The organism is Streptomyces sp. NPDC047014 (genome assembly GCF_040644195.1).
Lineage (GTDB): Bacteria > Actinomycetota > Actinomycetes > Streptomycetales > Streptomycetaceae > Streptomyces.
In genome coordinates, this window is the sequence record NZ_JBEYVX010000013.1 from 58,541 (window position 1) to 82,998 (window position 24,458).

Genomic DNA, 24,458 nt, shown 5'->3' on the forward strand with positions numbered 1-24,458 from the left:
TCCGAAGGAGCTCCTGCATGACCGCACCGCTCATCGCCCTCGCCGTCGGCCGCGGCACCGGCCCGGAACTCGCCCCCGTCTTCGAACGGGTGCTGCACCGGATCACCGGGCTGCACGGCACGCGGGTCGAGGTGGTGCGGTCACCGCAGGTCTACCACTCGTACGTATCGCTCCGCGCCGAAGCGGCCGGGACCAAGGAGATCGCGCGGCTCACCGAGCTGGACGCCGCGCACTACGAGCACTTCTGCCGCGAGCAGGCGGCCGCCGGCGTGCGGGCGGTGTTCCGTACGGCGATCAACGCCCAGTCGCTGTACCTGGTCCGGCGGCGGCTGGCCGCCGTGAAGGTGGAACCGCTCACCGCCGGTTCGGCCCGGATGCTGCTGGTCCGGGACCAGGCGCAGGGCTTCTACACCGGCGAGAACCACCACACCCCGGACCGGGTGGTGCGCACGATGGAGTTCAGCCGCGCCGTCACCGAACAGATCCTGAGCTACGCCGTGGGCCGCGCCCGCGCGCTCTGGCCGGAGGGGCCGTCCCGGGTGGTGATGGCCTACAAGTACCACCTGCTGGACGGCGCGTTGGACGACTGGACGGAGGGCCTGTCCGAACGGCTCGGCGTCACGGTGGAGCTGTTCCAGCCCGACACGGTCAACCGCAACCTGATCACACACGGCCCGGAGGACCGCACGCTGCTGGTGGCGGGGAACGAGTGGGCGGACATCATGCATGTCGTGCTGCTGGACCGGTACGGGTCGGAGCGGCAGGAGAACCGTTGCACCGAAAACGTGCACCTGGAGCCGGGCCTGAACGAGCTGACGGAGTACCAGACGGTGCACGGCAGCGCCGACGACCTGGCCGGCCGGAACGTGGTCAACCCGATCGCCACGATCCGCGCGGCGGCCCGAATCGCGGAACGCCACGCGGGCTGCGCGGGCGCCGAGGCAAGGATCGAGTCCGCCCTGACCACGCTCCAGGAGCGCGGCGTCCGCACCCCCGACCTCGGAGGCCGGGCGTCGACGACGGAGGTGACGGAGGCGGTGCTGGCGGAGCTGTGCGGGGCTGCGGGGGCGCGCGTGCCGGGGCCGGCGCTCGGCGTGGGGACGGGGGCGCACGAGCCGGGGCCCGGGGTGGCTGCGGCGATCGGCGCGGGTGCCGGGGCGGCTTCCGGCACCGCGCCGGGGACCGTTTCCGACACCATGTCCGGGGCTGCTCCCAGGGCCTTCTCCGCGGCCACCTCCGGCACCGCTCCGGGGTGCGCTGCCGAGACCGTCTCCGGCACTGCGCCGGGAGTCGCCTATGGGACCGCTCCCGCGGCCGCTTCCGGGGGCGTTTCCGCGTCCGCGTCCGGCACCGCTCCGGGGAACACTGCCGGGACCCTTTCCGGCGCCGCTCCGGGGGGCACTTGCGGGGCTGTTCCGCAGGCCGCTTGCGGGGCTGCTCCGGAGGCCGCTTTCGAGGCCGTATCCGGCATCGCCCCTGGGAACATGTCCGAGGCCGCTCCCGAGGCTGTCTCCGCGGCCGCTTCCGGCAGCGCACGGGGGGCCGTTCCCGAGGCCGCTCCGGGTGGCGTTTGCGCGGCTTCTCCGGAGGTCGCTACCAGGGCCGTATCCGGCGTCGCCCCTGGGGACATGCCCGAGGCCGTTTCCTCGGCCGCCTCCGGCAGCGCGCGGGGGACCGTTTCCGGGGCCACGACGGGGGCGACCTCCCGGACCGCGTCCGGCGTCACTCCGGAAACCCCCGGAACCAGCTCCAACACCGCGTCCGGGACCGCAACGGGCACCGCCGCAGCGGGTGCCCGATGACCGAGGTCCCGTCCCGCACCGCCTTACTCGTGGTCGACCTGCAGAACGACTTCTGCACCGGGCCCGTCGCCGCCGCCCGATTCCCCGGCGACCCCGATCGACTCGGCCGCGCCGCCGCGAACAGCGTGCGCGCGGTCGAGCTGGCTCGGGAGACCGCCGGCATCGAGGTGCTGTTCGTACGGTTCCTCGGTGACCCCGCACACCAAGGACCCGCCTGGCGCCGACGCGACGAAATGCTCGGCAAGCGCCCCAAATGCCTGGAGGGGACCTGGGGCGCGGAGTTCCACGGCGTCCAACCCCGCCCGGACGAGGAGGTGTTCACGAAACACGCCGTCTTCGACGCGTTCCTCGACGAACGGCTCGAACCACACCTGCACCGGCGCGGCATCGACCACCTGGTCCTGGCCGGCCTGTTCACGGACGTATGCGTGGACTCCACCGCCCGCACCGCCTTCCAACGCGGCTTCCACGTCACCGTCCTGCGCGACTGCACCACCGCCCTGCACCTCGCCGACGCGGACATCCTCCGCTTCATGACCCGCGTATACGGGGCCCGCATCACCACCCTGGCCGAACTCCCCTCCCTCGCCGCGCCCTTGTCGGTGTCCTCCGCCCCGGCGCAGCACCGGTGACCGCCGTCGAAGCCCCGGGCGCGCCGGCCGGCGTCACGGCCGGTGTGGGGCGCACCGCGCTCCTGGTCGCCCACGCCCGCGCCTTGGAGGCCCGCCGCTCCGACCCGCTCGCGGTCGACCCGTACGCCGAATACTTCGTCCGAGCCGCCCCCGGCTGCGCCGACTGGCCATGCGACCCCTCGGACGTAGCCCCCGGCGACCCGGTCTGGGACCGCCTGGCCGGCTACTTCGCGCTGCGCACCCGCGTCCTGGACGCCCACCTGCTCGCTGCCGCCCGCGCCGGTACCCGCCAGATCGTCCTCCTCGGCGCCGGCCTCGACTCCCGCGCCCATCGCCTCCCGTGGCCCACCGGCACCACGGTATGGGAACTGGACCGCCCCGCAGTCCTCTCTTTCAAGCAACAGGTCCTGGACACCCTGCCGCCGAGCCCCCCGGCCACCACTGCCCGGTCCGCCACTCCCATGGCGGTCGCTCCCGCGGCTGCCACGCCCCGGGCGGTCACTACCTCAGCCGCCACAACGACATCGGCCGGCACTCCCCTGGTCGTGACTCCCCGAGCCGTCACACCACCGTGTGTCACCACGAAGGCAACCACCACACCACCTTCCGCCACACCAACGGCGCTCCTCACCCCACCCCTCGCCACCCGAAGCGCGTCCCCCACCCCACCCTCCGCCACCCCCCGCGCCGACCGCCGCACCGTCCCCGTCGACCTCCGTGCCGACTGGACCGCCGCCCTCCGGCGAAGCGGCTTCGACCCGGCCCGCCCCACCGCCTGGCTCGCGGAGGGCCTCTTCCTCTACCTCCCCGCCGAGGCCGAACTCCGCATCGCCGCCGCCCTCGACACCCTCAGCGCCCCCGGCAGCACCCTCGCCTACGAGATCAAGGCCGAGCCGGAGAACGCCGCCGTCCGCGCCCACCCCATCTACACCACCGCCCGCGACCGCCTCGGCATCGACCTCCTCGCCCTCTTCGCCCCCGGCCCCCGTCCCCGTACCGCCGAGGCCCTCACCACCCTCGGCTGGACCACCACCACCCGCACCCCCTTCGACCACCCCACCACCCGCCTCTCCCACCGCGACCCGCACGACCCCCTCAGCGCCAACCGCTGGATCACCGCCACAAAGACCCACCCCCGCACCGATCACCGGATCGCCGGCTGATGCCAAGGACAGAACACGGCACACGACACACGCCCCACCCAGCCCGGCCCAAGCCATCGCCCCCACCCCCGCCCGCTCCCACCCCGCTCCCCCACCCACCAAGCCCGGGTTCGCTTTCGCCCCCCGCCAGACGTACTGTCGACCAGACGTACGGTCGACCACCCCGGGTCCGTCGGCGGGAGCGGTATCGGGAGGTATGGGGGTGGAGACCCTTCGTTTCGACAGCAGTGACCTGGAAGCGACCGAAGCGTTCATGTCGCGCGCCTACACCCCGATGCGCATCGGCGGCCGGCCCCGCGACATCCGCGCCCGCGTCGTCCGCTCGGCGGCCGAGCGGATCACCGTGGACAAGCTCGCCCTCGACTTCACGATGGCCTACGACGCCGGCGCGCTGGACCGGGTCACCCTCCTGACCCTCCACACCGGCGCCCTCGCGGACACCACCGCCGGCCGCGACGAGGTCTACGGCGCGGGCGAGTCCTTCCTGATCACCCAGCCCGGCCGTCCCTACGCCGGAGAGGTACGCGCCGCCCGCTACACGGTCGCCATGTTCGACACCGCCCTGCTCGACGAGGTCGCCGCCACCGGCGCCCGCACCACGAGACCGGTAGCCCTGACCGGCAACCGCGCCATCGACCCCGCCGCCAACCGCCGCCTGGGCGCCACCGTCGCCTACCTCCGCGACCACGTCCTCTCCGACCCCGACGCCGGCCCCCTCGCCGTCTCCACCGCCGTCCGCCACCTGGCCGCCGTCACCCTGGAATGCCTGCCGAACTCCACGACGGACGAACAGCTCGACCCGCTGGACAGCCGGGACGCCAGTACGGCCACCCTCCGCCGGGCCATCGCGTTCATCGAGGACAACGCGCACCGCGACATCGGCATCACGGACATCGCGGCCGCCGCGTACGTCACCCCGCGCGCGGCCCAGTACGCCTTCAGCCGCCACACCGGCACCACCCCGCTCGGCTTCCTCCGCAAGATCCGCCTCGAACGCGCCCACGCCGAACTGAAACTCTCCGACCCGACCACCACCACGGTCACCGCGATCGCGATGAAGTGGAGCTTCGCCCACCCAGGCCGCTTCGCCGCCGCCTACCGCGCGACGTACGGCGTCTCCCCGTCCACCACCCTCCACCGCACGGGCCCCTGACCCCGGCCCCACCTGACCCTCCGGGCAGGTGCCGCCGCTCGAGGGCGGAGGGTCTACCCACAGCGCCCGGCATCCCCGCCCTGCGGGCACGCCGCACCCCCAGCGGCCGTACGGACGTACTCCGGCAGCCCGGAGCCGAAGGACTGGTACGGAAACCAGCCCCCACCTCCAGAGACCGGCTCCCCCGGCCGCTGGTACGGGGGCGGCGGCCTCACCGCAAGCGACTGACCTGCGTCGATAGCACACATCGGCGCACACAGGCCCTCACCCACCACTCCTGACCCGCAGAAGCTGCTGCGCACGAGCGTGCCTGAGACCCCGCCCTCCAACCAGGCACTACTCCGGCAGGTCGAACCTCGTACCGGCAGCCCCGCTCAGCGCGTACCTGCCGGCTGACTGGGAGCCTGCTAAGACCTCGGCACCGTCGTGGTGGTCTCGGGCCACGGCCATTGCGCGGAGCATCGGCCGGGGACCATGCGGCACCCCCGCGCACGCAGCACGGACGCGAGCGGCGCCCGCGTGTGCGGCTTCATGGGGGAGGAGCAGCGACATCGTCTCCAAGCGGGGGCCGGTGGCTCTGGCTGCGACTCCCCCAGTGCGGTGGGACCCGCTCGGCGGGCTTGGCGGCGTCGGGGCACGAATCGGCGGGGCGGACGTGGTCGTCACTCCGCGCGGCCAGATCGCCGTCACAGTGCGCCGCCGTCGCGATGGACGACCCGTCGGCCGACGCGCTCGCCGGCCACGGCAGCCCGGCGGTCTCGGACGGAGCCCTGCTGTGCAGGACGGTCGCGCACCTTCCCCCTCCCCGACCCCGGGCGGATACCGGCTCCTCGGCCTCTCAACCGGGCTGCCCCGCGCCGAGCCGGACCAAGTAATGACCGGCGACGACACGGAGCTCTTCTGGTCCCCGCCGTTCGACCTGACAGCGGCCACGCGGCGGCACATTGTCGAATTCTGCGAGCAATACGCGGACTTCGCCCCCGCCTCGCGCACGACACGGACCATCACCCGTACCACCCGAAGGTAACCCCACCATGGGCCGCCTGGGCGAGCCATCACGCACAACAGTGCTCTCACACAAAGCCGTTGGCGCCGTCGGCCGAGGCCGCTACGACCTCCGCGGGCACGACGGCGACCGCTCGCGTGCCTTCCTCGCCGCAGCCTACGGCCACGGTGCCGTCCTCGCGGGTTCCAGATATGCCGTGACCTCGCGCGACATTCCCAAAACACTATCTCGAAGCGAACGCGGCGCGGATATGGAGAGACAGATGGCCGAATGCGATCCACCGGTTTGCGCAAAATCGACACAACCTCGCGCCAGGTGACACAAGTCACCCCAGAAACGGGGGAATATGTACAGTATGCCGGTTTATTTCGCTTGGTTCGATCTCGGCCTGACTGCTTCTATTCAATAGATCGACAACGCGCCGATCCGCTCACCCTTTCCCCCTTGCCCAGTTTACGAAAATAATTGAATTCCGAGCGAAAATGCCGTCCGCCGAACATCTCGCTTAGAGGCGCACTCGATGGCGCCAAGCGCTGAATCCGGCATTCCGACACTCCGAGACTCCGGCACTCCCCCATCTCAAAGGAAAAGGCATGTTTGCACTCCGTCCGCGCTCGGCGCGGATCGCGGGCCTTGTCGCCGCCTCCGCCGCGGCTCTCGCACTGCTCCCCTCTACTCCCGCTACGGCCGTGACCGGGCCCGGCGCCACCGCCGGCTCCTACCCCTTCACGGTGCGGGTCCAGCTCGGCGGCGATGCCGATTCCCGTACCTGCACAGGCACGCTGGTGGACCAGTTCTGGATCATGACCGCCGCCAGCTGCTTCGCGACGACCCCGGGGAATCCGGTCGCAGCCGGCAAGCCGTTACTCAAGGCCACCGCAGTCCTGGGCAACGGCAGCACCATCGACATCACCGAGGTGAACCCACGCGCCGACCGTGACACCGCACTCGTACGTCTGGCCACCCCGGTCGCAGGCATCAAGCCCGCCGAACTCGCCGGCTCGGCGCCGGCCCCCGGCACCGCTCTGACGGCTGCTGGCTTCGGCCGTACGAGGACCGAGTGGGTTCCCGGCACAGTGCACACCGGCACCTTCAAGGTGAACTCCACGGAGTCCACTGCCATCTCCACCACCGGCAAGGGCACCGACGTCATCTGCAAGGGCGACACGGGCGGCCCGCTGCTGAACGCGGACGGCAAGCTGGTGGGGGTGAACTCCCGTTCCTGGCAGGGCGGCTGCCTCGGAACCGCAGTAGGAGAATCCCGTACGGGGGCCATCTCCGCACGGGTCGACGACCTCACCAACTGGGTGCAGCAGGCCCGTCTCGCGACTACCACCGCGTCCATCAAGAACGTCATCAGTGGCCGCTGCCTCTGGGTGCCGTGGCAGACCGCCGGAAACGACGCCGTGGTCAAGCAGTACGACTGCGACCCCCAGTACGCGGACCAGCTCTGGAAGATCGAACCGGCCGCGAACGGCGCCTTTCAGATCCGCAACGTCGTCAGCGGCCGCTGCCTGTGGGTGCCGTGGCAGACATCCGGCAACGACGCCGTGGTCAAACAGTACGACTGCTTGCCCGAGTACGCCGACCAGCTGTGGAAGATCGAGCCGGTGCCAGGCGGCCGCAACCAGATCCGCAACGCCGTCAGCGGCCGCTGCCTGTGGGTGCCGTGGCAGACATCCGGCAACGACGCCGTGGCCAAGCAGTACGACTGCGACCCCCAGTACGCGGACCAGCTCTGGAAGCTCTGACGCGGCACCCGGAGGCCACCCCGCGGCACAACAGGGGTGGCCTCCGCGCCATCGGGCTGAGCACGCTACCCACCCGGAGTGGAGGCGGAACCCAGGACAGCGCTCAACGCGGTGGGTTTATGCGTCGGCTCGGTCCCGAGGAGCCATCGCGCGGCGCAGCAGTGGGGTGAGGGGACGTTCGACGATCCGGTGCAGGAGCCAGGAGACCAGAATCATCCCCGCGGTCACGCCGATCAGGGTCGGCCAGGGGCCCCACTGCTCGTTCCACCGCCAGATCACGCGGACACCCAGCGACTGGTGTACGAGGTAGAGGGGATAGGAGGTCACGCCCGCGACGGGCAGCCAGCGCCACTGGACGCGGTCCAGCTTTCCGAGCGCGATCAGCCCCATGAGCAGGTACATCACCGTGACCGCGATCAGGCACACCTTCCAGTTGATGCCGTGCCCTTCGCCCGCCATGATCTCCGGCAGGCGGTGCTGCATGAGCAGCCACGACAGCATCAGAATGCCTGCGGTCTCGCCTTCGAGGCGTCCGGCCCGGCGAACGAGATAGAAGGCGATACCGGCGATGAAGAAGGGGGCCCAGCGGGGCATGAGGAGTTGGTCGAGCAGCGGAATGCCCGAGGCGGGTGCCATGACCGAGCCCAACGCCCAGAGCCAGCAGAAGTTCGCGATCCGGCGGTAGCCGCTGCCGAGCAGGACGACGAGGGAGAAGAGCAGGTAGAAGCGGAGCTCGACCCAGAGCGTCCAGTAGACGTTGTCCACGGGGCTGACGCCGAGGGGTTCGTTCAGCATGGTGAGGTTGGTGAGCATCTGACCAAAGGTGACCTTCGGCTCCCCCGGGACGTGCGGGCCCATCCGTGCGGCCGCCGAGGAGAGTAGGACCGCGGCCCAGTAGAGCGGGAAGAGCCGCAGGATACGGCCCCGCCAGAAGTGGCCGAGCGACCTGCCCCAACCGGACATGCAGATGACGAAGCCGCTGATCATGAAGAAGAGGGCCACGCCCAGCCAGCCGAACTGGGTTATGCGGTGCAGCACCGGGAACAGTTCGCCCGCCGTCCGCTGCCAGGGGATCGTCCCGTAGCTGGCCAGGTAGTGGAACAGGACCACGGCCAGCGCGGCGAGCAGCCGCAAGCCGTCCAGCACCAGGATGCGCGGCGCGCGCCCGGGCGCCGTCCCGCCGGCGGCCCGCCCGGGCTTGCCGCGCCTCCGCAACGCCCCGCGGAGCGGAACGCCGTCGGGGGCTACCGGCGGAGCGCCGGTAGTCACCGGGACGCGGTCCTCAGCGAGAGCGAACCTGTCGGACATGACACCTCTGATAAATCCTGCGGTGTCGCGACACCGGTACGTTTCTGACGTGAGAACCCAGCGATACTAGCCGGGCAGCGAGGCACCGTCCGCGCTCGGGTCCCGCCCGGGGTTTCCCTCCGTATCGGGGAACGTACCCGGGGCCGAAAAGGGGGACGGCCGGTGTGGCCGAAAGGTGTTTTTCGCTGGCGCTGGGACCCTCACGCTCCTCCAGCAGGCATCTCGCGCCGATCCGCAGGAGGCATTTCTGCGACACTATTGGCTGGAAATCGCCGAACTCCGGCGGTGTATGCGAACCCGTCACGAACGGTCGGCCCTTCCCGCCAACACAGCGCGAAGGGCCGACCGAGGCGCAAGGGGTGTTATCGGGTGGTGGTGGCAGTGAGGTCGGCCTGCGTGCTGACGGTGCCGGGAACCTCACGCCAGGCGGTCCACCTGCCCAGGGTGGTGTCGAGGATCGTGCTCTGGACCTTTCCGCCGGTACCGATGGCGTGGACACCCACGTTGCCGCCGGCGGAGGCGCTGGAGAGACGGGTCAGTCCGGTACCTCCGATCTTGCTCCAGGACGGCATGAAGGCTCCGGCCAGGTAGTCGCCCGCCTGGCTGTACAGAGCACCATCGGATCCGATGACCTGGATCTGCACGGTAGCTCCGACGCGGGAGACCGTGATGTCCATGGCCCCGGTCATGCCCCCGGGAATGTCACCCCAGTTGTTCCAGGTGTTGCTACGGGTGTCCAGGTCCCGGCCGTAGACCTTGCCGCCGGCGATGCCGTAGAGGCGGACGTAGGGGCCGGCCTTCACGGAGGTCAGGCCGGTAAGGCCGGTGAATCCGGGGACCGCGGCCCAGCTGTGGTTCCAGCGGCCGGCGTTGTAGTCGCCGACCTGCGCGTGGAGGTCCCCGTTGGCTCCCACGATCTGCACGTATAGCACGTTGTCGATCATGGTGGCGGAGATGTCCTTGACGCCTGCGGCGCCGCCCGGCACTTCGGCCCAGTTCCCCCAGACGTCGGTGGCGGGGTTGTACTCGCGGTCGTAGACCCGGCCGCCCGCGACGCCGACGTACCGGATCGCGCTGCCGGTGTCCACGCTGGTGAGGTGGGTGACCGGAAGGCCGTCGACGCCAGCCCACCGGGCCCCGAAGGCACCGTTGGCCAGGTTACCGTTCTGAATGGCCAGAGCGTTGCTCGCGGTCGCGGCCAGCGTCACCTTGGAGGGGGCGGCCATGATCGCGGCCGCCACGTCGGTGGCGCCGGAGATGCCGCCCCTCAGTTCCCGGAACGCGGTCCAGGTGCCGGTCTCCGTGTCGAGCCGGGTGTTGGTGACCCTGCCCGCGGTGTCGACCGCGTAGAGCTCGACGGCGTTACCCGAGGGGGCGCTCGTGATGTTCGTCAGACCGGTGCCGCCAACCCTGCTCCACGTATCGTTCCAGCGGCCGACGTCGTAGTTGCCGAACTGCGTCCACAGTGCGCCGTCACCGCCGGCGATCTGGACCTGGACATTGTTGCCGACCATGCTGGAGGAGATGTCCTTGACGCCGCCGGCACCGCCGGGAACCTCGCCCCACGGCGTCCAGCCGCCATTGCGGGTGTCGAAGTCACGCCCGTACACGCGCCCGTCGGCGACGGCCTGTACGCGCACGATGGGCCCGGCGGGCGCACTGGTGACACGGGTCAGACCGGAGGCTCCGACCGCGGTCCACTCGTTGTCCCAGCGGCCGGCCCGGTAGTCGGCGACCTGCGAGTAGAGGTTGCCGTCGGAGCCGGCGATCTGCACGTGGACGCTCGTACCCACCCGCGAGGCGGCGATGTCCCTCACACCCGCCGCGCCACCGGGCACCTCACCCCAGCCGGACCACCTGCCGTTCGCCGCCAGGTCGAGATCCTGGCCGTACACCCGGCCGTCGGCGACCGCGTAGGCACGCACCAGGTCGCCGTCGCGGACTGTGGCCACCCGGGACACGTCCTTGCCGTCGACCTTGGCCCAGGACTGGCCGTACTCGCCGTAGCCGAGGTCCCCGGACTGGGACCACATCGTTCCGCCACCACCGGCCAGCAGGGACACCTGGTTGCCGGTGCGCGGGGCCGTGACCGACTCGATCCACGCCGCAAGGTCGTCGGTACGAGCGGCTGTCGCGCCGGTACGGGTCTCGGTCGGGGGCGCGCCGAGGCAGCCACCCTGCCAGGAACGGCTGTTGACGCCTACGAGCTCACCGGCGGCGTTGAGGAGCGGGCCTCCGGTGTCGCCCTTGCAGAGAGCATCGGTGCCCTTGGCCGTGATCGAGACGGTGCCCGCGGCGGAGGAGGCCGTGATGAATGAGCCGGTGTGCGGCTTGCCAGGTACCCACTCGGTCCTCGTCCGCCCGAAGCCCACGGCGGTCAGGTCGACGCCGACCGTAGGAGCGGCGGTGGCGCGCCTGACCGGAGCGATGTCGGTGACGGGAGAGGCCAGCCGGCCCAGGACCAAGTCACGATCGGCGGCGCTCGCGGAGAGCTCAACGACCTCGCGGGCCTGCCCGGTGAACCTGACCGTGGTCTTCCGCGCGGGCGTCCCGGCCGCGACCGGGCTGCCGGGAGTGGAGGCCAGGCAGCTGGCGGCGGTCAGGACCCAGCGGGGGTCGACCAGGACCGCGGTGCAGCCGCGGCCGGCTGTTTCGTCGCCGACGGTGAGCGCGGCGGTGAACGCGTACCGGTCGGCCGGTGCTTCGGAACCTGCGACCGCTTGGGCAGGGGCCGCAGGTGCGAGGGTCGCCGCGACAGCGGTCGCTGTCACTAGCAGACCGGTCGCCCGCGTGGGCAGGGGACGTTTCTCAGGCATGGTCTTCTTTCGGAGTGGGAAAGTTTGCCGTTGCGCCGGGATCCGGGCCCGACGAGCGGAGGGGTTTCCCCGATGTCGGCTACTTGGAAGTCCTGATCTCCAGAAGCATGAAGTCACGGCCTTGTTCGTCCGCGGTCTCACCGACTGCTGTCCAGGCATTCTTGTCGACGTTGAACGTCTTGTGCTCGCTGCCCGTGGACATCGCGACCTGCGCCTCGTAGCTGTTTCCCTTCACTCCGAACACAGAGGGGATTTCCAAGCTCAGGTAACCCTTGTCACCGGTGACTCGGAAGCAGACCTTCTCGTTCTTGAGGGGAAAAATCTCCATCAGTTCGGGTGCACCGTTGCACTCGGCCAGGAGGATGTGGCCGTTTCCGCTCTTCAGCTTGATCTTCTTCTCGGCAAGGATTCTGTCGGCATTCGGGTACGAAAAGTCCTCCACCGCGTAGCCCGGCCCCTCGTCAGCGATCGGCTGCGCCGCAAGGCTTTCGGTACCGCCATCCTGAGGCATGCCGACCATAGCTACGCAGGTCAGAGCCCCCGCAGCCAGAGCAGCGCCGGCGATCCGCAGGAATGTGCCACGTGACTTCATTGCCGTCCTCGATGTCGATCCAGGTGGTTCGCCAGCGCACAGACGTGCACGGCGATGAATTGAGCAGGCCAGAAGGCGGAGTGCGCCCATGGTGGCGCTTTTCTCCGGACACGACTGATCGTCGCATTCGAAGCGAGATCAATTCGACGCCAGTTCCAGCAGCTGTCGATCTTCTGAATCAAACCAAGACATTCGCCGTACAGCCAATGGGTTAGACGGCCCAAATCGGCACAAAAACACCACCCATGAGGTGACTTGCGCCACTCCCCTGAATGGTTGTGACGATTTCTCGAAAATCCGTGGTCGAGATCCGGCCATCTTTCGCTCGTAGTGGCGCCCGAGATCGGGCCGAGCGTGTTCCGGGCGGATCTGCTGCATATGGTCGGGTCATCACCGCCCGATGAAGAATCCCGGGCCGGTTATCACCTCGGATTCACGAGGACACAAAGTCAGAGAGGTTCTTCTGTGCAGGAAACATTCTGGAGCCGGCGGCGCTTCGCGACCGCTGTCGCGGCGGGAGCGGCTGTCGTCTCCACGCCCTGGCTGTCCGTCACCCCGGCCCGGGCAGCACCTCGGCCAGGCGCCGCCTCCGCAGCTGGCGCGGCCGGCGACCCTCTGGCACTGCCGGACACCGACCGTGCCAGAGTCGTCAAGGCATGGGTGCTGGGCGGCCGTTCGGTCAAACAGGCAGCCGCCTACGCCCTCGGTGGCACCGACCAGGAGATCGCCACCTTCCTCACCGAGCAATTACCGAAGACCACGCAGGTCGACAACCGCGTCACCACATTCACCTTCCTGGGCTTCGGAGGCAGAGGTGTCCGAAGGGACGCCGGCGCCGCCCTGAGTGACGGAGATGAAGCGATAGCCACGTTCGTCAAGGACGGGTTCCGCTCCTCCGTCACGGAGGACATGCGGGTCACGACACTCAGCGTCATGGCCAACGGAGGCAAGAGCGTCAAGCGGGACGGCAACGCCGCGCTCGGCGCCGGCACAGACCAGGCTCTGGAGCAGTTCCTGCTCGCCGGCCAGTACGACGCCAGGCTGGAGGACAAGCGGGTCGAGATCGTCCGCAGCCTGGCGACGGCCGGCCCGGAGCTCAAGAAGTACGCGAACCGCGCCCTGAGCGGAACCGCGGACGACGTGCAGTGGTTCCTCGACACCGGTCAGCACATCGCGCGGGCCCGCGACCAGGAGGCTGCCACCATCGGCCAGCTGGTCGCCATCGTCGAGCGTGAGAGTGCCCGTGCCCGCGAGCAGACCGACCTCGCCGTCGAGGCTTCCGAGCGCGCGGCCACCGCCGCGAGCAAGGCCAAGGAGAAGGCCGAGACAGCTGCCGCCGAAGCCGAGAAGGCGAGGGACGACGTGCGGCGCTCCGCGGAAGCGGCTCGTGAAGCCGCCACCGCCGCAAGCGGCGCCGCCTCCGCGGCCCGGACGGCCATCCGTGCCTCCTCTGCCGCGGTCGAAGCTTCGCAGCGGGCGTCCTGGGCGGCCACGGCTGCCTCACAGGCCGCTGCCGCCGCAGGCTCTGCGGCCACCCGCGCCTACCACGCCGCGATCGCCGCTTCGAAGGACGCTTCGAAGACCGCCGAGGCGAAGAACGCCGCTGTCGCCGCCCGGGACGCTGCCGCGAAGGCGAGCTCCGCGGCCAAGGCCGCCGACGACGCGGCCGTCGCGTCCGAGCAGTCCGCCACCGCCGGTCAGGCCGCTGCCGGCGCGGCGCGCAACGCCGCGGCCGCCGCCAAGGCATCCGCCCAGGCGGCCGCCGCCTCCGGCGTCGCGCAGGGCGAGGCGGCCGAGGCCAAGCGTCAGGCCGAGATCGCCTCGAGTGCCGCCAACCAGGCGACCAACGCCGCCTCTACGGCGCAGGCCCTCGCCTCGACCGCCGCGCAGGCCGCCCGCAAGGCGAACACCGCGGCCAACTCCGCGGCACGACACGCCGAGAAGGCCGCCGACGCCGCGGAAGAGGCCGTCAAGTACGCCGGCCAGGCCATCGACTTCGCGAACAAGTCCACCGCCCACGCCGACGAGGCGGTCAAGGCGGCCAACCTCGCGACGCAGGCCGTGGCCGACGCGATCGACGTGGAGAAAAACGCCCGCGCCGCCGAGGCGGCCATGCTGACGGCGGACAAGCTGCAAGGGATGAAGGAGGCAGCACAGCTCTTCCTCCTGGACAAGAACGAACGGGCGGCCGCCCTGAACAAGCGCTCCCAGGCACAGCAGACAGCCCAGGCCACCAAGGACCTGATAGCCAAGGCGGAGCAGGCCCTCGGAAACGACGACCTCACCGCTGCCGCCACTCTCGGCCGCCAGGCGGCCATCGCGCTGCTGGACTCGAAGGGCAGTTGGACCCGCCAGGCCGCCCGCTTCGCACTCGCCGGCTCCGACTACGACGTCCACTCCTGGATCGACCTCGACCGGATGCTCGCCGAGTCGCAGGACGACCGCGAAACCATCCTCTTCATCGCTCAGGTCTCCGAGCCCGCCGTGGCGAAAGCGGCGATGCAGGCACTCGCCGGCGGCACCCCCGCGCAAGGCGACTTCAACACCGGCGGCGTCATCAGGTCGCGCGCCGAGGACAACAGGATCAACATCCTCAAGATCCTCCACGAGAGGCCCGGAAAGGCCGTCGTCAAGGCCGCCAATGACGCGCTCGACGCCAACACGCCCAAGGCCCTCCAGAAGTTCTTCGACGAGGACCTGCCCAAGGCCGTCGAAGAGGACGACGCCGTCAGGACCATGAAGATAATCTCTGAAGGTGGCGCGTACTCCAGAGCCTATGGTGAGGTAGCCATGGAAGGTCCGGCGTGGCTGCGGCGGCGGTTTGTGGAGTCCGTGCAGTACCAGGCCGCCCAGCTCGACTACGACTCCCTCAGCCACGCCGCCGCCATGCAGGCGACCATCGCATCCGCGGCCAAGGCCGCCCACGACGCGCAGAAGGACGCGGCACTCGCATCCAAGGTCGCGGCAGACGCCCGGGACGCGGGGCAGAAGGCGCAGGAGTGGGCCGACAAGGCGGTGGCATCGGCGAAACTGGCCGACGACTTCGCGCTCAAGGCCCGGCAGCACGCCGACTCGGCGGACAAGTCGGCCGCTGACGCCCGGACTTCGGCCAACAAGGCCAAGGATGCCGCCGCCACCGCGCAGAGCGCCTCCCGAGCGGCCAATCACTCCGCCAACCGCGCCATCGACGCGGCCCGCAGCGCATTGGCGTCCTCATACAGCGCGCAGGCATCCGCCGCCAACGCCCACCAGGCCGAACTCGCCGCAGGCCGGGACGCCAAGACAGCTGCCACCGCAGCGGCCCAGGCCCGCCAGATCGCGGCGGACAAGCGGACGGCGGAGGTACAGGAGGCCGCGCGCGTCGCCGCCGAGCAGGCACAGAGGGACCGGGACGCCAACCGCAACCCCTCCGACACGTCGCACAACGACACGGTCAATCCCAAGGGGAGCGAGCCTGGCAAGGACGAATGGTGGAACGACGCCAAGTGGTGGGCTGACACCGCCGAAAAGGTGAGCGTGGCCGCAGGACTCCTGGCGGCGGGCTTCGCCGTCTCCTGCCTGTTCTTCCCGGCGGCGCCCGTCCTCGGCAGCATCGCCGCGGTCTGCTTCGGTGTCTCCGTCGTCGCCTCCGGAGTCAGCGCGATCGCCTCCGGGATCGAGTACGGGTTCAGCAGCGGCGCATTCGCCTCGTCCGCGGGCCGCGCGGCTCTCGGGCTCGTCACCCGTGGTGGCGGACGAGCCGCCGCCACGGTGGCCAAGCCGGTTGTCCGGACCGTGGAAAAGGCCGCGGGGACGGCCTCCAAGCTGCTCCACGCACTCGCCTCCTGAACGAAGTGCTCCCGGCAAGGACCTGACGTACGTCCAGAGGGCGCGCGCCCGGCCGACCACCTGCCGAATCGTTTCAGCGCGCGCCTTCACCCCAGATGGCCACGACTCCCACCGAAAGAAGACATGTATCCATCACGCAGGAGACACATACTCTCCGGCCTCCTCCTCGCACTGAGCCTGACCGCTACGGGGACCGCCGCTGCCGATGCCGACCGGGCTGAGCCTCCCCTCAGGCCGAGCGCCCTCGCTGCGAGCGGCACCGGCAGCGGGACACCGCCGGTGCCCTCCACTGACGTGAGCGGTCACGGAAAGACCCAGCCCGCCATGCTGAGTTCCGGGGAGAAGTGCGAGCCGACGCCCGCCGGCTCGCCGGAGCGCGAGGCAGGTGCCGTGGAGGCGTGTGTCACGACGAGCGCCACGCCATTGTCCTCCGCCGCACGCAAGCCCCGCGCCGCCGCGCCGCCGGCGTCCGCGCCCGCTGCCACGGCCGACGCGGGCAGCTGTGCCATCACGACGCCAGGCATGTGGTGGCACAGCCGTTATGGGTACTGCGTGCACAGTCTGACCGTGCTCTACACGCTCAAGGACACCAACGGAGCCGAGGTCGGCACCGGAACGCTGAACGTTTCGAGCAGCGCCGTCCTGCCGGCCAAAGGCACGACGTGGAGTGAGCTCGTCTCGGTGACGATGACCGGTGCCACGGGGGCGGTCACGGAGCTGGATCTGCGGTTCAGGGGCAGTTGCTCGGACGGGTGCAGGGTCACCAGCTCCCCCAAGTGGACGGGCAGGCGCATCATCAAGAACCAGGTCATCTCCGGCAAGGTGGCCTACGCATCCACCCCGGCTCCCGGCACTCAACTCGACTTCACCACCTCGTACGAGTTGTTCGTAACGGCGCCCGGCGCACAGATCACCGACCCGAGCGCCTCCTGGAGCAACCCGGAGAAGATCCGCTGCGACGACTCCGTGCGCGACACGACGAGCGCCGGCGCGCCCGATCCCGGCTGCGTCGTGCCCAGTTACATGCCGGTCGTCAGGATGAGCGACCAGCAGGGCCCGTCGGGGGCAGGGGCCGCCGCGGCCAGCTATCTGTGGGCCCAGACCAACCTCGCGGGCTGGGGACGCGACAAGCCTCTGACCCGGGCCAAGGGCGACGTGGCCGGCCGAGCTGCTCGCACCTGCGCGAGTTTCCATGCTCGGGCCGACCTTGTTGCGACGGACATTTGCGATGAGTTCCCCTTCGCGGCCACCCGAGAAGGAGGAATCGACGGTGCCCGGTGTGCCGAGGTCCTGCCCCGTCACAGCACCAGCGGAGGATGGGTCGTCGACGTGCTGGACGGCGACACGAGCAGCGCTTGCACACGCGCTCACGTTCCACTCGCAGATAAGCAGGCTGCTGTGGTCCAGCTCACCGATGGCTTCACAAGCCAGCGAGTTGTGCAAGACGAACAGTTCAGTCTTCTGGTATCCGGTTCGCTCGCGGAACCAAAGGCCGTCTGTCGTCAGAACGCCCCAGCCGAGTCGGTGCCCAACGGCGATGGGTGGATCAAGAACACCACGGAACCGGTCCCGCACATCGACAAAACCACTACACCGCTGGGTCCCCCCGGTGCGCGGGCTAGCGCGGCTCAGGCATGTCTGGGTTCGTCGATAAGCGAAGGCAGTGAAGCGGTAGGGAAAATAACGGGTTGGGAGGACGCCGAGTTGTTCCGCAGCAACAGCACCGCACACAAGGCCACCCTCGCCCGATGCCACCTGATCGCCAGGGCTCTCGGAGGAAAGGGCAAAGTGCGAGACGGCGGTCAGATCAATCTTGTCCCCTGTTGGCAGTCCGGGATGAACACCGGAACGCCAAGCATGCGGACTTATGAAGCCGTGACTCAACAGGCGGCCAAACCCGCGAAGAGCGAGGGCATCCTCGGTCCGAACGACGCCATCCTCTACGAGGTGACGCCTGACTATCTGAACGCCGACAGCACGATTCCCCAGGGTGTCAAGGTGACCGCTAGGGTCGAGCGTTCGGACGGAACCTCGCAACCGCTGTTCCCCGATGCCTACATCCCCAACACGTACAAGGACAGTGGACAGCTGAACCTCGGAAACTAGCCCACCTGATCTGCGTCTCGGGAGCCAGAATGAGCCGTACCACTCCGCCGCGGTCGATCGATGTCACCACCTTCTTTCCTCAACTGGCCCCGCTGGCGCGTCCAGCGACCCGGTTGCACCCGCGCCCCGGGGCTCCGACGCCGCGCGACAGTTCCGTCGGCGGGCCGCTGTTGTGGCCCGCCGACGAGCCGTGGGCTCACTGCGACGAGTCACACGGCGGGCCCGGGCCCGTGGCCATGGTGCCCGTGGCGCAGCTGTACGTACGTGACGTGCCCCTGCTGCGGACGCCCGGGCGGGCCGATCTGCTCCAGGTGCTGTGGTGCCCCTTCGACCATGAGCCGGACAACAGGCCGCTGACGGCACTGTTCTGGCGTACCGCCGCCGAGGTCACGGAGGTCATGGCCGCGCCGCCCGAGCCGTTCGATGTGGAGTACGAGGGATATGTGCCCGAGCCGTGCCTGTTGGCGCCGGAGGAGGTCACGGACTACCCGCACCACATGGAACTGAGCGCGGAGTTGCAGCAACAGCTGGCCGACTGGAGCCGGTGGGAGGGCGCTGGTGTCGACAGCACGTACGCTCCCGCCCCCGAGGAGTTCTACGGGGATGAGCTTTCCGTAGTTCCCGGCTGGAAGGTAGGCGGGTGGAGCCGTTGGGGCCTCACGGATCCCGTCCCCCGGGTCTGCACTGCCTGTGGGACCGAAATGGAGCCGCTGTTGACCATTGCCTCGTCCGAATGGTCCTCGAACAACCGTGGTTGGATTCCTTACGAAGATCAGGACCGCTCCCACGCATCCGCCGACAACTACGCACCGTGGAACCCGACCCGACTCGACCTGGCCCGGGGCTACGATCTCCAGCTGCACATCTGCCCCGTCTCCCCGGAGCATCCGCACCTCGGCCTGATCCAGTAAGGCCCCCCGGTCAACGGGCCGCTCGTCACGGCAGGAGTTCGACGTAGCCGTCCGTCCCATGGACGCGGATGCGTTGGCCGTCCTGGATCAGGCGGGTGGCGCCCTCCACGCCCACGACCGCCGGGAGGCCGTATTCGCGGGCGATCACCGCGCCGTGTGTCATCAGGCCGCCCACCTCCGTGACCAGACCCGCGATGCCGACGAACAGCGGGGACCAGCTCGGGTCGGTGAAGGCCGTGACCAGGATGTCGCCCGCTTCGAGATCGGCCTGCTCCATGTCCAGGACGACCCGGGCCCGGCCCTCCACGGTCCCCGCCGAGACGGCGACGCCGGGCAGGGCGCCGGCCGGAACGTCGTCGCGGCGGTAGGCCCCCGTCAGGGCTTCGCCGTCCGAGGTGAGGACGCGGGGCGGGGTGAGGGCGTGGTGTGCCCGGAAGGTCTCCTCGCGCTGCCGGATGAGCCGCGGGTCGACGGGCCGGCCGGAGCGTACGGCGTCGTGGAGCTCCGCGAAGGTGAGGTGGAAGGCGTCCTCCGGGGTGGTGAGGACCCCTGCCGTCACCAGGCGTTCGGCCTCCGCCAGCAGGGCGCGCTTGTAGACGAAGTAGCGGCTGACGATGGCGTACTTGGGGTACTCCCGGTACCCGATGAAGGTACGGACCCGGTCGATCATCCGCTTGGTCTCGTCCGCCTTGCGCTCCCCGCCCGGCAGGGCCCGCAGGCGGGACAGTACGTCCTGCTCCTTCGCGTACGCCTTCCGCCGCCCCTCCTCGAAGCGCCGCGCCGCCGCGCCCGGCTCGGAGGTGCGGACGTGGTCGAGGATCACGGGGACCAGTGCGCTGGGGTGCTCGCGCCAGCGCGGCCTGGTGATGTCGATCTCGCCGACGCAGCGCATGCCGTACCGGTCGAGGTACGCCTCGATCACGTCGCGGGCCTCGGGGCCGCCCGGGAGCCCGGCCAAGCCGTCGAGGAAGGCGTCGTCCTGTACGCCACGCAGGAAGGCCACGACCTCCGGCAGGGGGCGGATGACGTCCGCCACCTCGAGCAGCGCCAGCCCCATCTGCGAGGTGATGTTGCCGGGAGCGGAAAGGGTGAGTGTGTCGGCGGCGTTCTTCTCGCCCAGCCACTCCCCCAGCCGGTCGTTGAGCCACCAGGTGGCCTCCATGCCCGCCATGATCACCTGGATGCTCTCCGGGTCGCTGAGGAGGCGCTTGTGCTCCTCGAACGCCTCCAGCAGGAAATCGAAGAGGGCCGGGCCGGTCTTCGTCCGGATGTCGTCTTCGAGGGCGGCGAGGGCGGTACGGCTGCGCTCGATCAGGGTGGTGACGACGGCCGGGTCGGTTTCGAGGGGGGCGGGCGCGCCACCACCGGCGCCGCCGGGCGGCGGGCCGCCGGGGCCCGGGGCAGGCGGCGGTGCCGGGGCGAAGTCCTTGCGGTCGAGGACCGTCTCCAGCGCGTCCCGGACCAGCGGATCGCCCTTGCCGAGGGCGTCGAGCAGGGCTTCGCGGCTCGCGGGCGAGGCCAGGCGCGCGGTGACGTCCACGAAGAGCCGCCCGCCGGCCTCGTGCATCGCCACCATGGCGGTCAGCTGCCACATGGAGTACCCGAGCGGCTTCATGGGGTCGGTCATCATCTGCCCGTGGCCCACGGAGACGTACACCCGGTCGTCCTGAGCATCGCTTTCGCGCACCGGGACGGGGACGGGGACGGGGAACAGCGTCGTGATCGGACGGCTCTGCACGATCACGAAGTCATCGCCCACCAGGCACCATTCGATGTCCTGCGGCCGGCCGAAGTGCGCCTCGATCCGCCGCCCGAGCGCGACCAGCCGTACCGCCTGCGCGTCCGTCAGCGCCGGCTGCTCCCGCCGCCCCGCCTCGATCGCCACCTCCTGCGTGCCGCCGGCCGGCAGGGCGGTGAGGGCGCGCGGCTTGGCGGCGATCTTCCGGGTGACGACCTCGCCGTCGCGCACGGTGAAGACGTCCGGGTTCAGCAGACCGGAGACCAGCGCCTCGCCGAGGCCGAATCCGGCGTCGACGGTGGCGACCTTCCGGTTGCCGGTGACGGGGTCGGCCGTGAACATCACGCCGGACGCCTCCGGCGACACCATCCGCTGCACGACGACGGCCATGTGGACGGTCCGGTGGTCGATGCCGTTGCGCCGGCGGTAGATCACGGCGCGCTCGGTGAACAGCGAGGCCCAGCAGCGGCTGATGTGCTGGAGGATCGCCGTCCGCCCCACGATATTGAGGTACGTGTCCTGCTGACCGGCGAAGGAGGCCGTCGGCAGATCCTCGGCGGTGGCACTGGAGCGCACGGCGTAGGCGGCGCCTTCGCCGGACCGGGCGAGGGCGTGGGTGATCGCGGCGGTGAGGTCGTCGGGGATGGGGGTCTCTTCGATGGTGCGGCGGATCTGCGCGCTGAGCGTACGGATCGACTCACGGCGGTCGTCGGCGGCGTCGGGGACAGCGGGGCTGTCGGGTCCGGCGGAGCTGTCCGGGCCGAGGTGCGCCAGCCGGTCGAGGAGGTCGGCGAGCCGGGGCGCCTGCCCAACGATGCGCTGGAAGGCATCGGTCGTCACGCAGAACCCTCCCGGCACACGGACCCCATCGATCCGGGACAGCGCACCCAGGTGCGCGCCCTTCCCCCCGACGGCTGCCGCCTGCGTCTCGTCCACCTGGTGGAGGTCCCACACGTACTGCTCGTTCACTGCGATTGCCTCCGGGGCGGTCGTGGCTCGGAGGCATGATTCTGCGCCGTACCCGGGGCCTTGCGGCAAGCCCCCGGGTGCGCTATAAGTTGAGAGTGGCAAGGAGAGCGCTCTCCTTGCCTTTGTCGTTTCCGGGGCCTGCCCCGCCGCCCGGAGTAGGTTGGCGCGAGACAGCGCCCCCGCGGGCCCGGCCGCTGGTACGGGTACCGGCGCCGAAGGGGCAGCCAGCCCCGGCACGGCACGGCACACGGGGGGGGCGAAGGACGGGGCACCGGTGCCCGGCCGTTCCCCTGTCCGCCCCATGAGGAGTGGAACACCATGGCTCGCGACAGGAGCTACGAGGAGTTCGCCGCCTGGTACGACCAGGGCAGCGCGGACAACGTCTACAACACGCTGCTGGACCGGCCCGCGGTGCAGAGCAAGTGCCCACCGCTCGCCGGGCGGCGCGTCCTGGAGGCAGGCTGCGCCGGCGGGCGGCTGACCGAGTGGCTGGCGGACCAAGGCGCCGCGCGGGTCACCGCGCTGGACGCCAGCCCGACCCTGGTCGAGCTGGCACGGAAGCGGCTGGCCGGGCGGGCCGACGTACGGGTGCACGACCTGCGGGAGCCCCTTGACTTCCTGCCCGACGCGTCCGTCGACGTGGTGGTGTCCTCCCTCACCCTGCACTACCTGGAGGACTGGGTCCCGGCCCTGTCCGAGTTCCGCCGGGTGCTGGCGCCCGACGGCACCGTGGTGCTCTCCACGCACCACCCGCTGAACGACTTCGAGATGTCCCCCAGCGGCGACTACTTCCGCGTGGAGGAACTCCGGGACGAATGGCCCAGCTTCGGGCCGCCCACCCCGGTCGTCCGCTTCTTCCGTCGGCCGCTCGGGCGCATGGTCTCCGACGTACACCGTGCCGGTCTCGTCCTGCGCGAACTGTACGAACCGCGGGCGGACCCGGCCCGCCGCGAGGAGTTCGGCCAGCGCTTCGACAAGCTGTCGCGCAAGCCGTGGTTCCTCGTCCTCGTACTCGGCCGCCCCGACGCCCTCGCCGCGGACGGGAGCTCGGGCAGCCCCGGGTAATCCCGCCCCATGAGTACAGGCACCTCCTGAGGAGCGGGCGGACCAGGGAACTCCCGCCGTGCGAAGGTACGTTGAACGACATGACACACACGCCGACCGCGGGCGCCGCGCCGGACTCCGGGACCACTCCTGCCCATCGGCCGCGGACCGCGAGGGCGGTGGCCGTCGCCGCGGTCGTGCTGACCGGCCTGCCGATCGTCGTCCCCTGGCTGTACGAGCGTCCCCTGCTGCTGGCCCTGTACGTGCTGCTGCTCGCCGCCCTCACGGCCGGCGCGTTCCTCACCCGCTCGCCCGCCGCCACGCGCGTGGTACTCACCGCCGACCTCGTGCTCGGCATCACCCTCGTCACCGGGCTGGGTACCTGGCCCGCACCACTGGGCCTCGCCGCGGTCGTCGTCCTCGCGGGCGGCCGCCTTCCGCTGTTCCGCGAGGGCCGCGCGTGGCTGCGTACGGGCGTCGTCAACCGGCAGGTCGTCTGGCTCACCGTGGCCACGGTGGTGGTCAGCGGAACGGCGCTGGCCACATGGGCATGGCTGACGGACCCGTCGGGGGGTGCGTACCTGACGTCACTCCGGCAACAGCCGCTGCTGCTGGGGCTGCTGGGGATCCTGGCCTTCTCCCTGATCAACTCGTTCTGCGAGGAGGCCGTCTTCCGCGGCGTCTTCCAGACGGAGCTGACGACGCTGATGGGAGCGTTCCCGGCGCTCATCACCCAAGCCGTCTCCTTCGGGCTGCTGCACATCACGGGCTTCCCCTCGGGCGCCGCGGGCGCGGTCCTGGCCGGCATCTACGGACTCATGCTCGGCCTCGTCCGCGAACGCAGCCGGGGCATGGCCGCGCCGTACGTGGCCCACGTCTGCGCGGACATGACCATCGGCCTGCTGGTCCTGACGGCTCTGTGAGGGGGCGGGCATTGACTGCGGTGGCGCGGTGCGGCGGCGGTAGTAGGCGATCGCCAGAGCGATGGTGATGGGGCCCCAGGCGGCGAGGGGGGCGACGCATACTCGCGCGAGCGCCTCCCAGGCGCCGTTGGCGTAATCGACCGTGTCGATGACGCCGTACGAGGAGAGTTCGCGGCCGCCGCCGATCGGGAGGGTGGTGAACAGGAGGGTGAGGATCAGGCCGCCGACGACGGCCGGGCCCGTGGCGGCCAGCGGGTGGACGCGCCGGCCGCCGATGAGCGGGATCCAGGCGGGCGCCACCTCTCCCCAGCCCCGGACCAGCCCGAGGGTGAGGATCGCGGTCGCTTCCGACAGCACGCTGAGCGTGAGGACGTACGGGATGCTCACCCAGTAGGGCGGCATGCCGGCCTCCTGCACCTGCCCCATCTCGAAGTGCACGGCGAAGGGCAGCCGCCACAGGCACGACGGCAGCAGGAGCAGCGGAAGCGCGTAGGCCAGGCGCATGGCCCAGCGGGGAACGGGGAGCTCGGTGTCACCGACGGGCGGGGGTGCGTGGAGGAGCTTCGGCTTCATGGCTTCATCGTTACGAGACGCGCACGAGCCGGGATCGCTCCCGGGGGCCGAACCGCTCCCCCGTGTGGGGGATGCCGCCCCGGGCAGCGTCCCCCGGACGGCGGACACCCGCCTGCGATCGCGCCCGGGCGACCGTGCCCCCC

15 protein-coding genes are annotated in these 24,458 nt (G+C 70.4%); 10 read left to right on the forward strand and 5 right to left on the reverse strand.

From position 1 onward, the window contains the following. Positions 1 to 17: 17 nt before the first annotated feature. From ABZ873_RS11310 to ABZ873_RS11330, 5 genes are all read left to right on the forward strand, one after another. A complete protein-coding gene (locus ABZ873_RS11310; protein WP_360868685.1) occupies positions 18 to 1,802 on the forward strand; it encodes an isocitrate/isopropylmalate family dehydrogenase in 1,785 nt (594 codons plus the stop codon). Beyond that, positions 1,799 to 2,434: an isochorismatase family cysteine hydrolase gene (locus tag ABZ873_RS11315; RefSeq protein WP_360868688.1), complete on the forward strand. Its 636-nt coding sequence runs from the start codon at positions 1,799 to 1,801 to the stop codon at positions 2,432 to 2,434. Before ABZ873_RS11310 ends, ABZ873_RS11315 begins: the two co-directional genes overlap by 4 nt. Further along, entirely contained in the window at positions 2,431 to 3,597 is a 1,167-nt protein-coding gene (locus ABZ873_RS11320) for an SAM-dependent methyltransferase (RefSeq protein WP_360868690.1), read from the forward strand. Before ABZ873_RS11315 ends, ABZ873_RS11320 begins: the two co-directional genes overlap by 4 nt. 202 nt (positions 3,598 to 3,799) lie before the next feature. Beyond that, the gene (locus ABZ873_RS11325; protein WP_360868693.1) at positions 3,800 to 4,750 is read left to right on the forward strand and encodes a helix-turn-helix transcriptional regulator; all 951 of its coding nucleotides are present in this window, start codon (positions 3,800 to 3,802) and stop codon (positions 4,748 to 4,750) included. Positions 4,751 to 6,349: 1,599 nt separating this feature from the next. After that, positions 6,350 to 7,507 (forward strand): trypsin-like serine protease, encoded by a 1,158-nt coding sequence (locus ABZ873_RS11330; RefSeq protein ID WP_360868696.1) that lies wholly within the window; start codon positions 6,350 to 6,352, stop codon positions 7,505 to 7,507. A 117-nt stretch (positions 7,508 to 7,624) separates the two neighbouring features. Here the strand turns inward: ABZ873_RS11330 and ABZ873_RS11335 are convergent, their stop codons facing one another. The 3 genes from ABZ873_RS11335 to ABZ873_RS11345 form a co-directional block, all read right to left on the reverse strand. Next, entirely contained in the window at positions 7,625 to 8,776 is a 1,152-nt protein-coding gene (locus ABZ873_RS11335; protein WP_360868699.1) for an acyltransferase, read from the reverse strand. A gap of 401 nt (positions 8,777 to 9,177) precedes the next feature. Continuing rightward, positions 9,178 to 11,586 (reverse strand): trypsin-like serine protease, encoded by a 2,409-nt coding sequence (locus ABZ873_RS11340; protein WP_360868702.1) that lies wholly within the window; start codon positions 11,584 to 11,586, stop codon positions 9,178 to 9,180. 124 nt (positions 11,587 to 11,710) lie between these two features. Then, positions 11,711 to 12,223 (reverse strand): hypothetical protein, encoded by a 513-nt coding sequence (locus ABZ873_RS11345; RefSeq protein WP_360868705.1) that lies wholly within the window; start codon positions 12,221 to 12,223, stop codon positions 11,711 to 11,713. Positions 12,224 to 12,688: 465 nt separating this feature from the next. Here ABZ873_RS11345 and ABZ873_RS11350 point away from each other — a divergent pair, with 465 nt between their 5' ends. After that, a complete protein-coding gene (locus ABZ873_RS11350; RefSeq protein ID WP_360868708.1) occupies positions 12,689 to 16,051 on the forward strand; it encodes a hypothetical protein in 3,363 nt (1,120 codons plus the stop codon). Positions 16,052 to 16,353: 302 nt separating this feature from the next. On the opposite strand, the gene ABZ873_RS11355 is transcribed toward ABZ873_RS11350, so the two are convergent. Then, entirely contained in the window at positions 16,354 to 16,563 is a 210-nt protein-coding gene (locus tag ABZ873_RS11355; RefSeq protein WP_360868711.1) for a hypothetical protein, read from the reverse strand. 55 nt (positions 16,564 to 16,618) lie between these two features. On the opposite strand from ABZ873_RS11355, the gene ABZ873_RS11360 reads away from it, so the two are divergent. Both ABZ873_RS11360 and ABZ873_RS11365 read left to right on the forward strand, forming a co-directional pair. After that, entirely contained in the window at positions 16,619 to 18,157 is a 1,539-nt protein-coding gene (locus ABZ873_RS11360; protein ID WP_360868714.1) for a DNA/RNA non-specific endonuclease, read from the forward strand. 29 nt (positions 18,158 to 18,186) lie between these two features. Continuing rightward, positions 18,187 to 19,068: a hypothetical protein gene (locus ABZ873_RS11365; protein ID WP_360868716.1), complete on the forward strand. Its 882-nt coding sequence runs from the start codon at positions 18,187 to 18,189 to the stop codon at positions 19,066 to 19,068. A 25-nt stretch (positions 19,069 to 19,093) separates the two neighbouring features. Here ABZ873_RS11365 and rph read toward each other — a convergent pair whose 3' ends face one another. Beyond that, positions 19,094 to 21,775 carry a rifamycin-inactivating phosphotransferase gene (gene rph / locus ABZ873_RS11370; protein ID WP_360868718.1) on the reverse strand — a complete coding sequence of 894 codons (2,682 nt, stop codon included), beginning with the start codon at positions 21,773 to 21,775 and terminating at the stop codon, positions 19,094 to 19,096. A gap of 318 nt (positions 21,776 to 22,093) precedes the next feature. Here rph and ABZ873_RS11375 point away from each other — a divergent pair, with 318 nt between their 5' ends. After that, entirely contained in the window at positions 22,094 to 22,840 is a 747-nt protein-coding gene (locus ABZ873_RS11375; protein WP_360868721.1) for a class I SAM-dependent methyltransferase, read from the forward strand. Positions 22,841 to 22,920: 80 nt separating this feature from the next. Further along, positions 22,921 to 23,742 carry a type II CAAX endopeptidase family protein gene (locus ABZ873_RS11380; RefSeq protein WP_360868724.1) on the forward strand — a complete coding sequence of 274 codons (822 nt, stop codon included), beginning with the start codon at positions 22,921 to 22,923 and terminating at the stop codon, positions 23,740 to 23,742. Positions 23,743 to 24,458 lie beyond the last annotated feature (716 nt).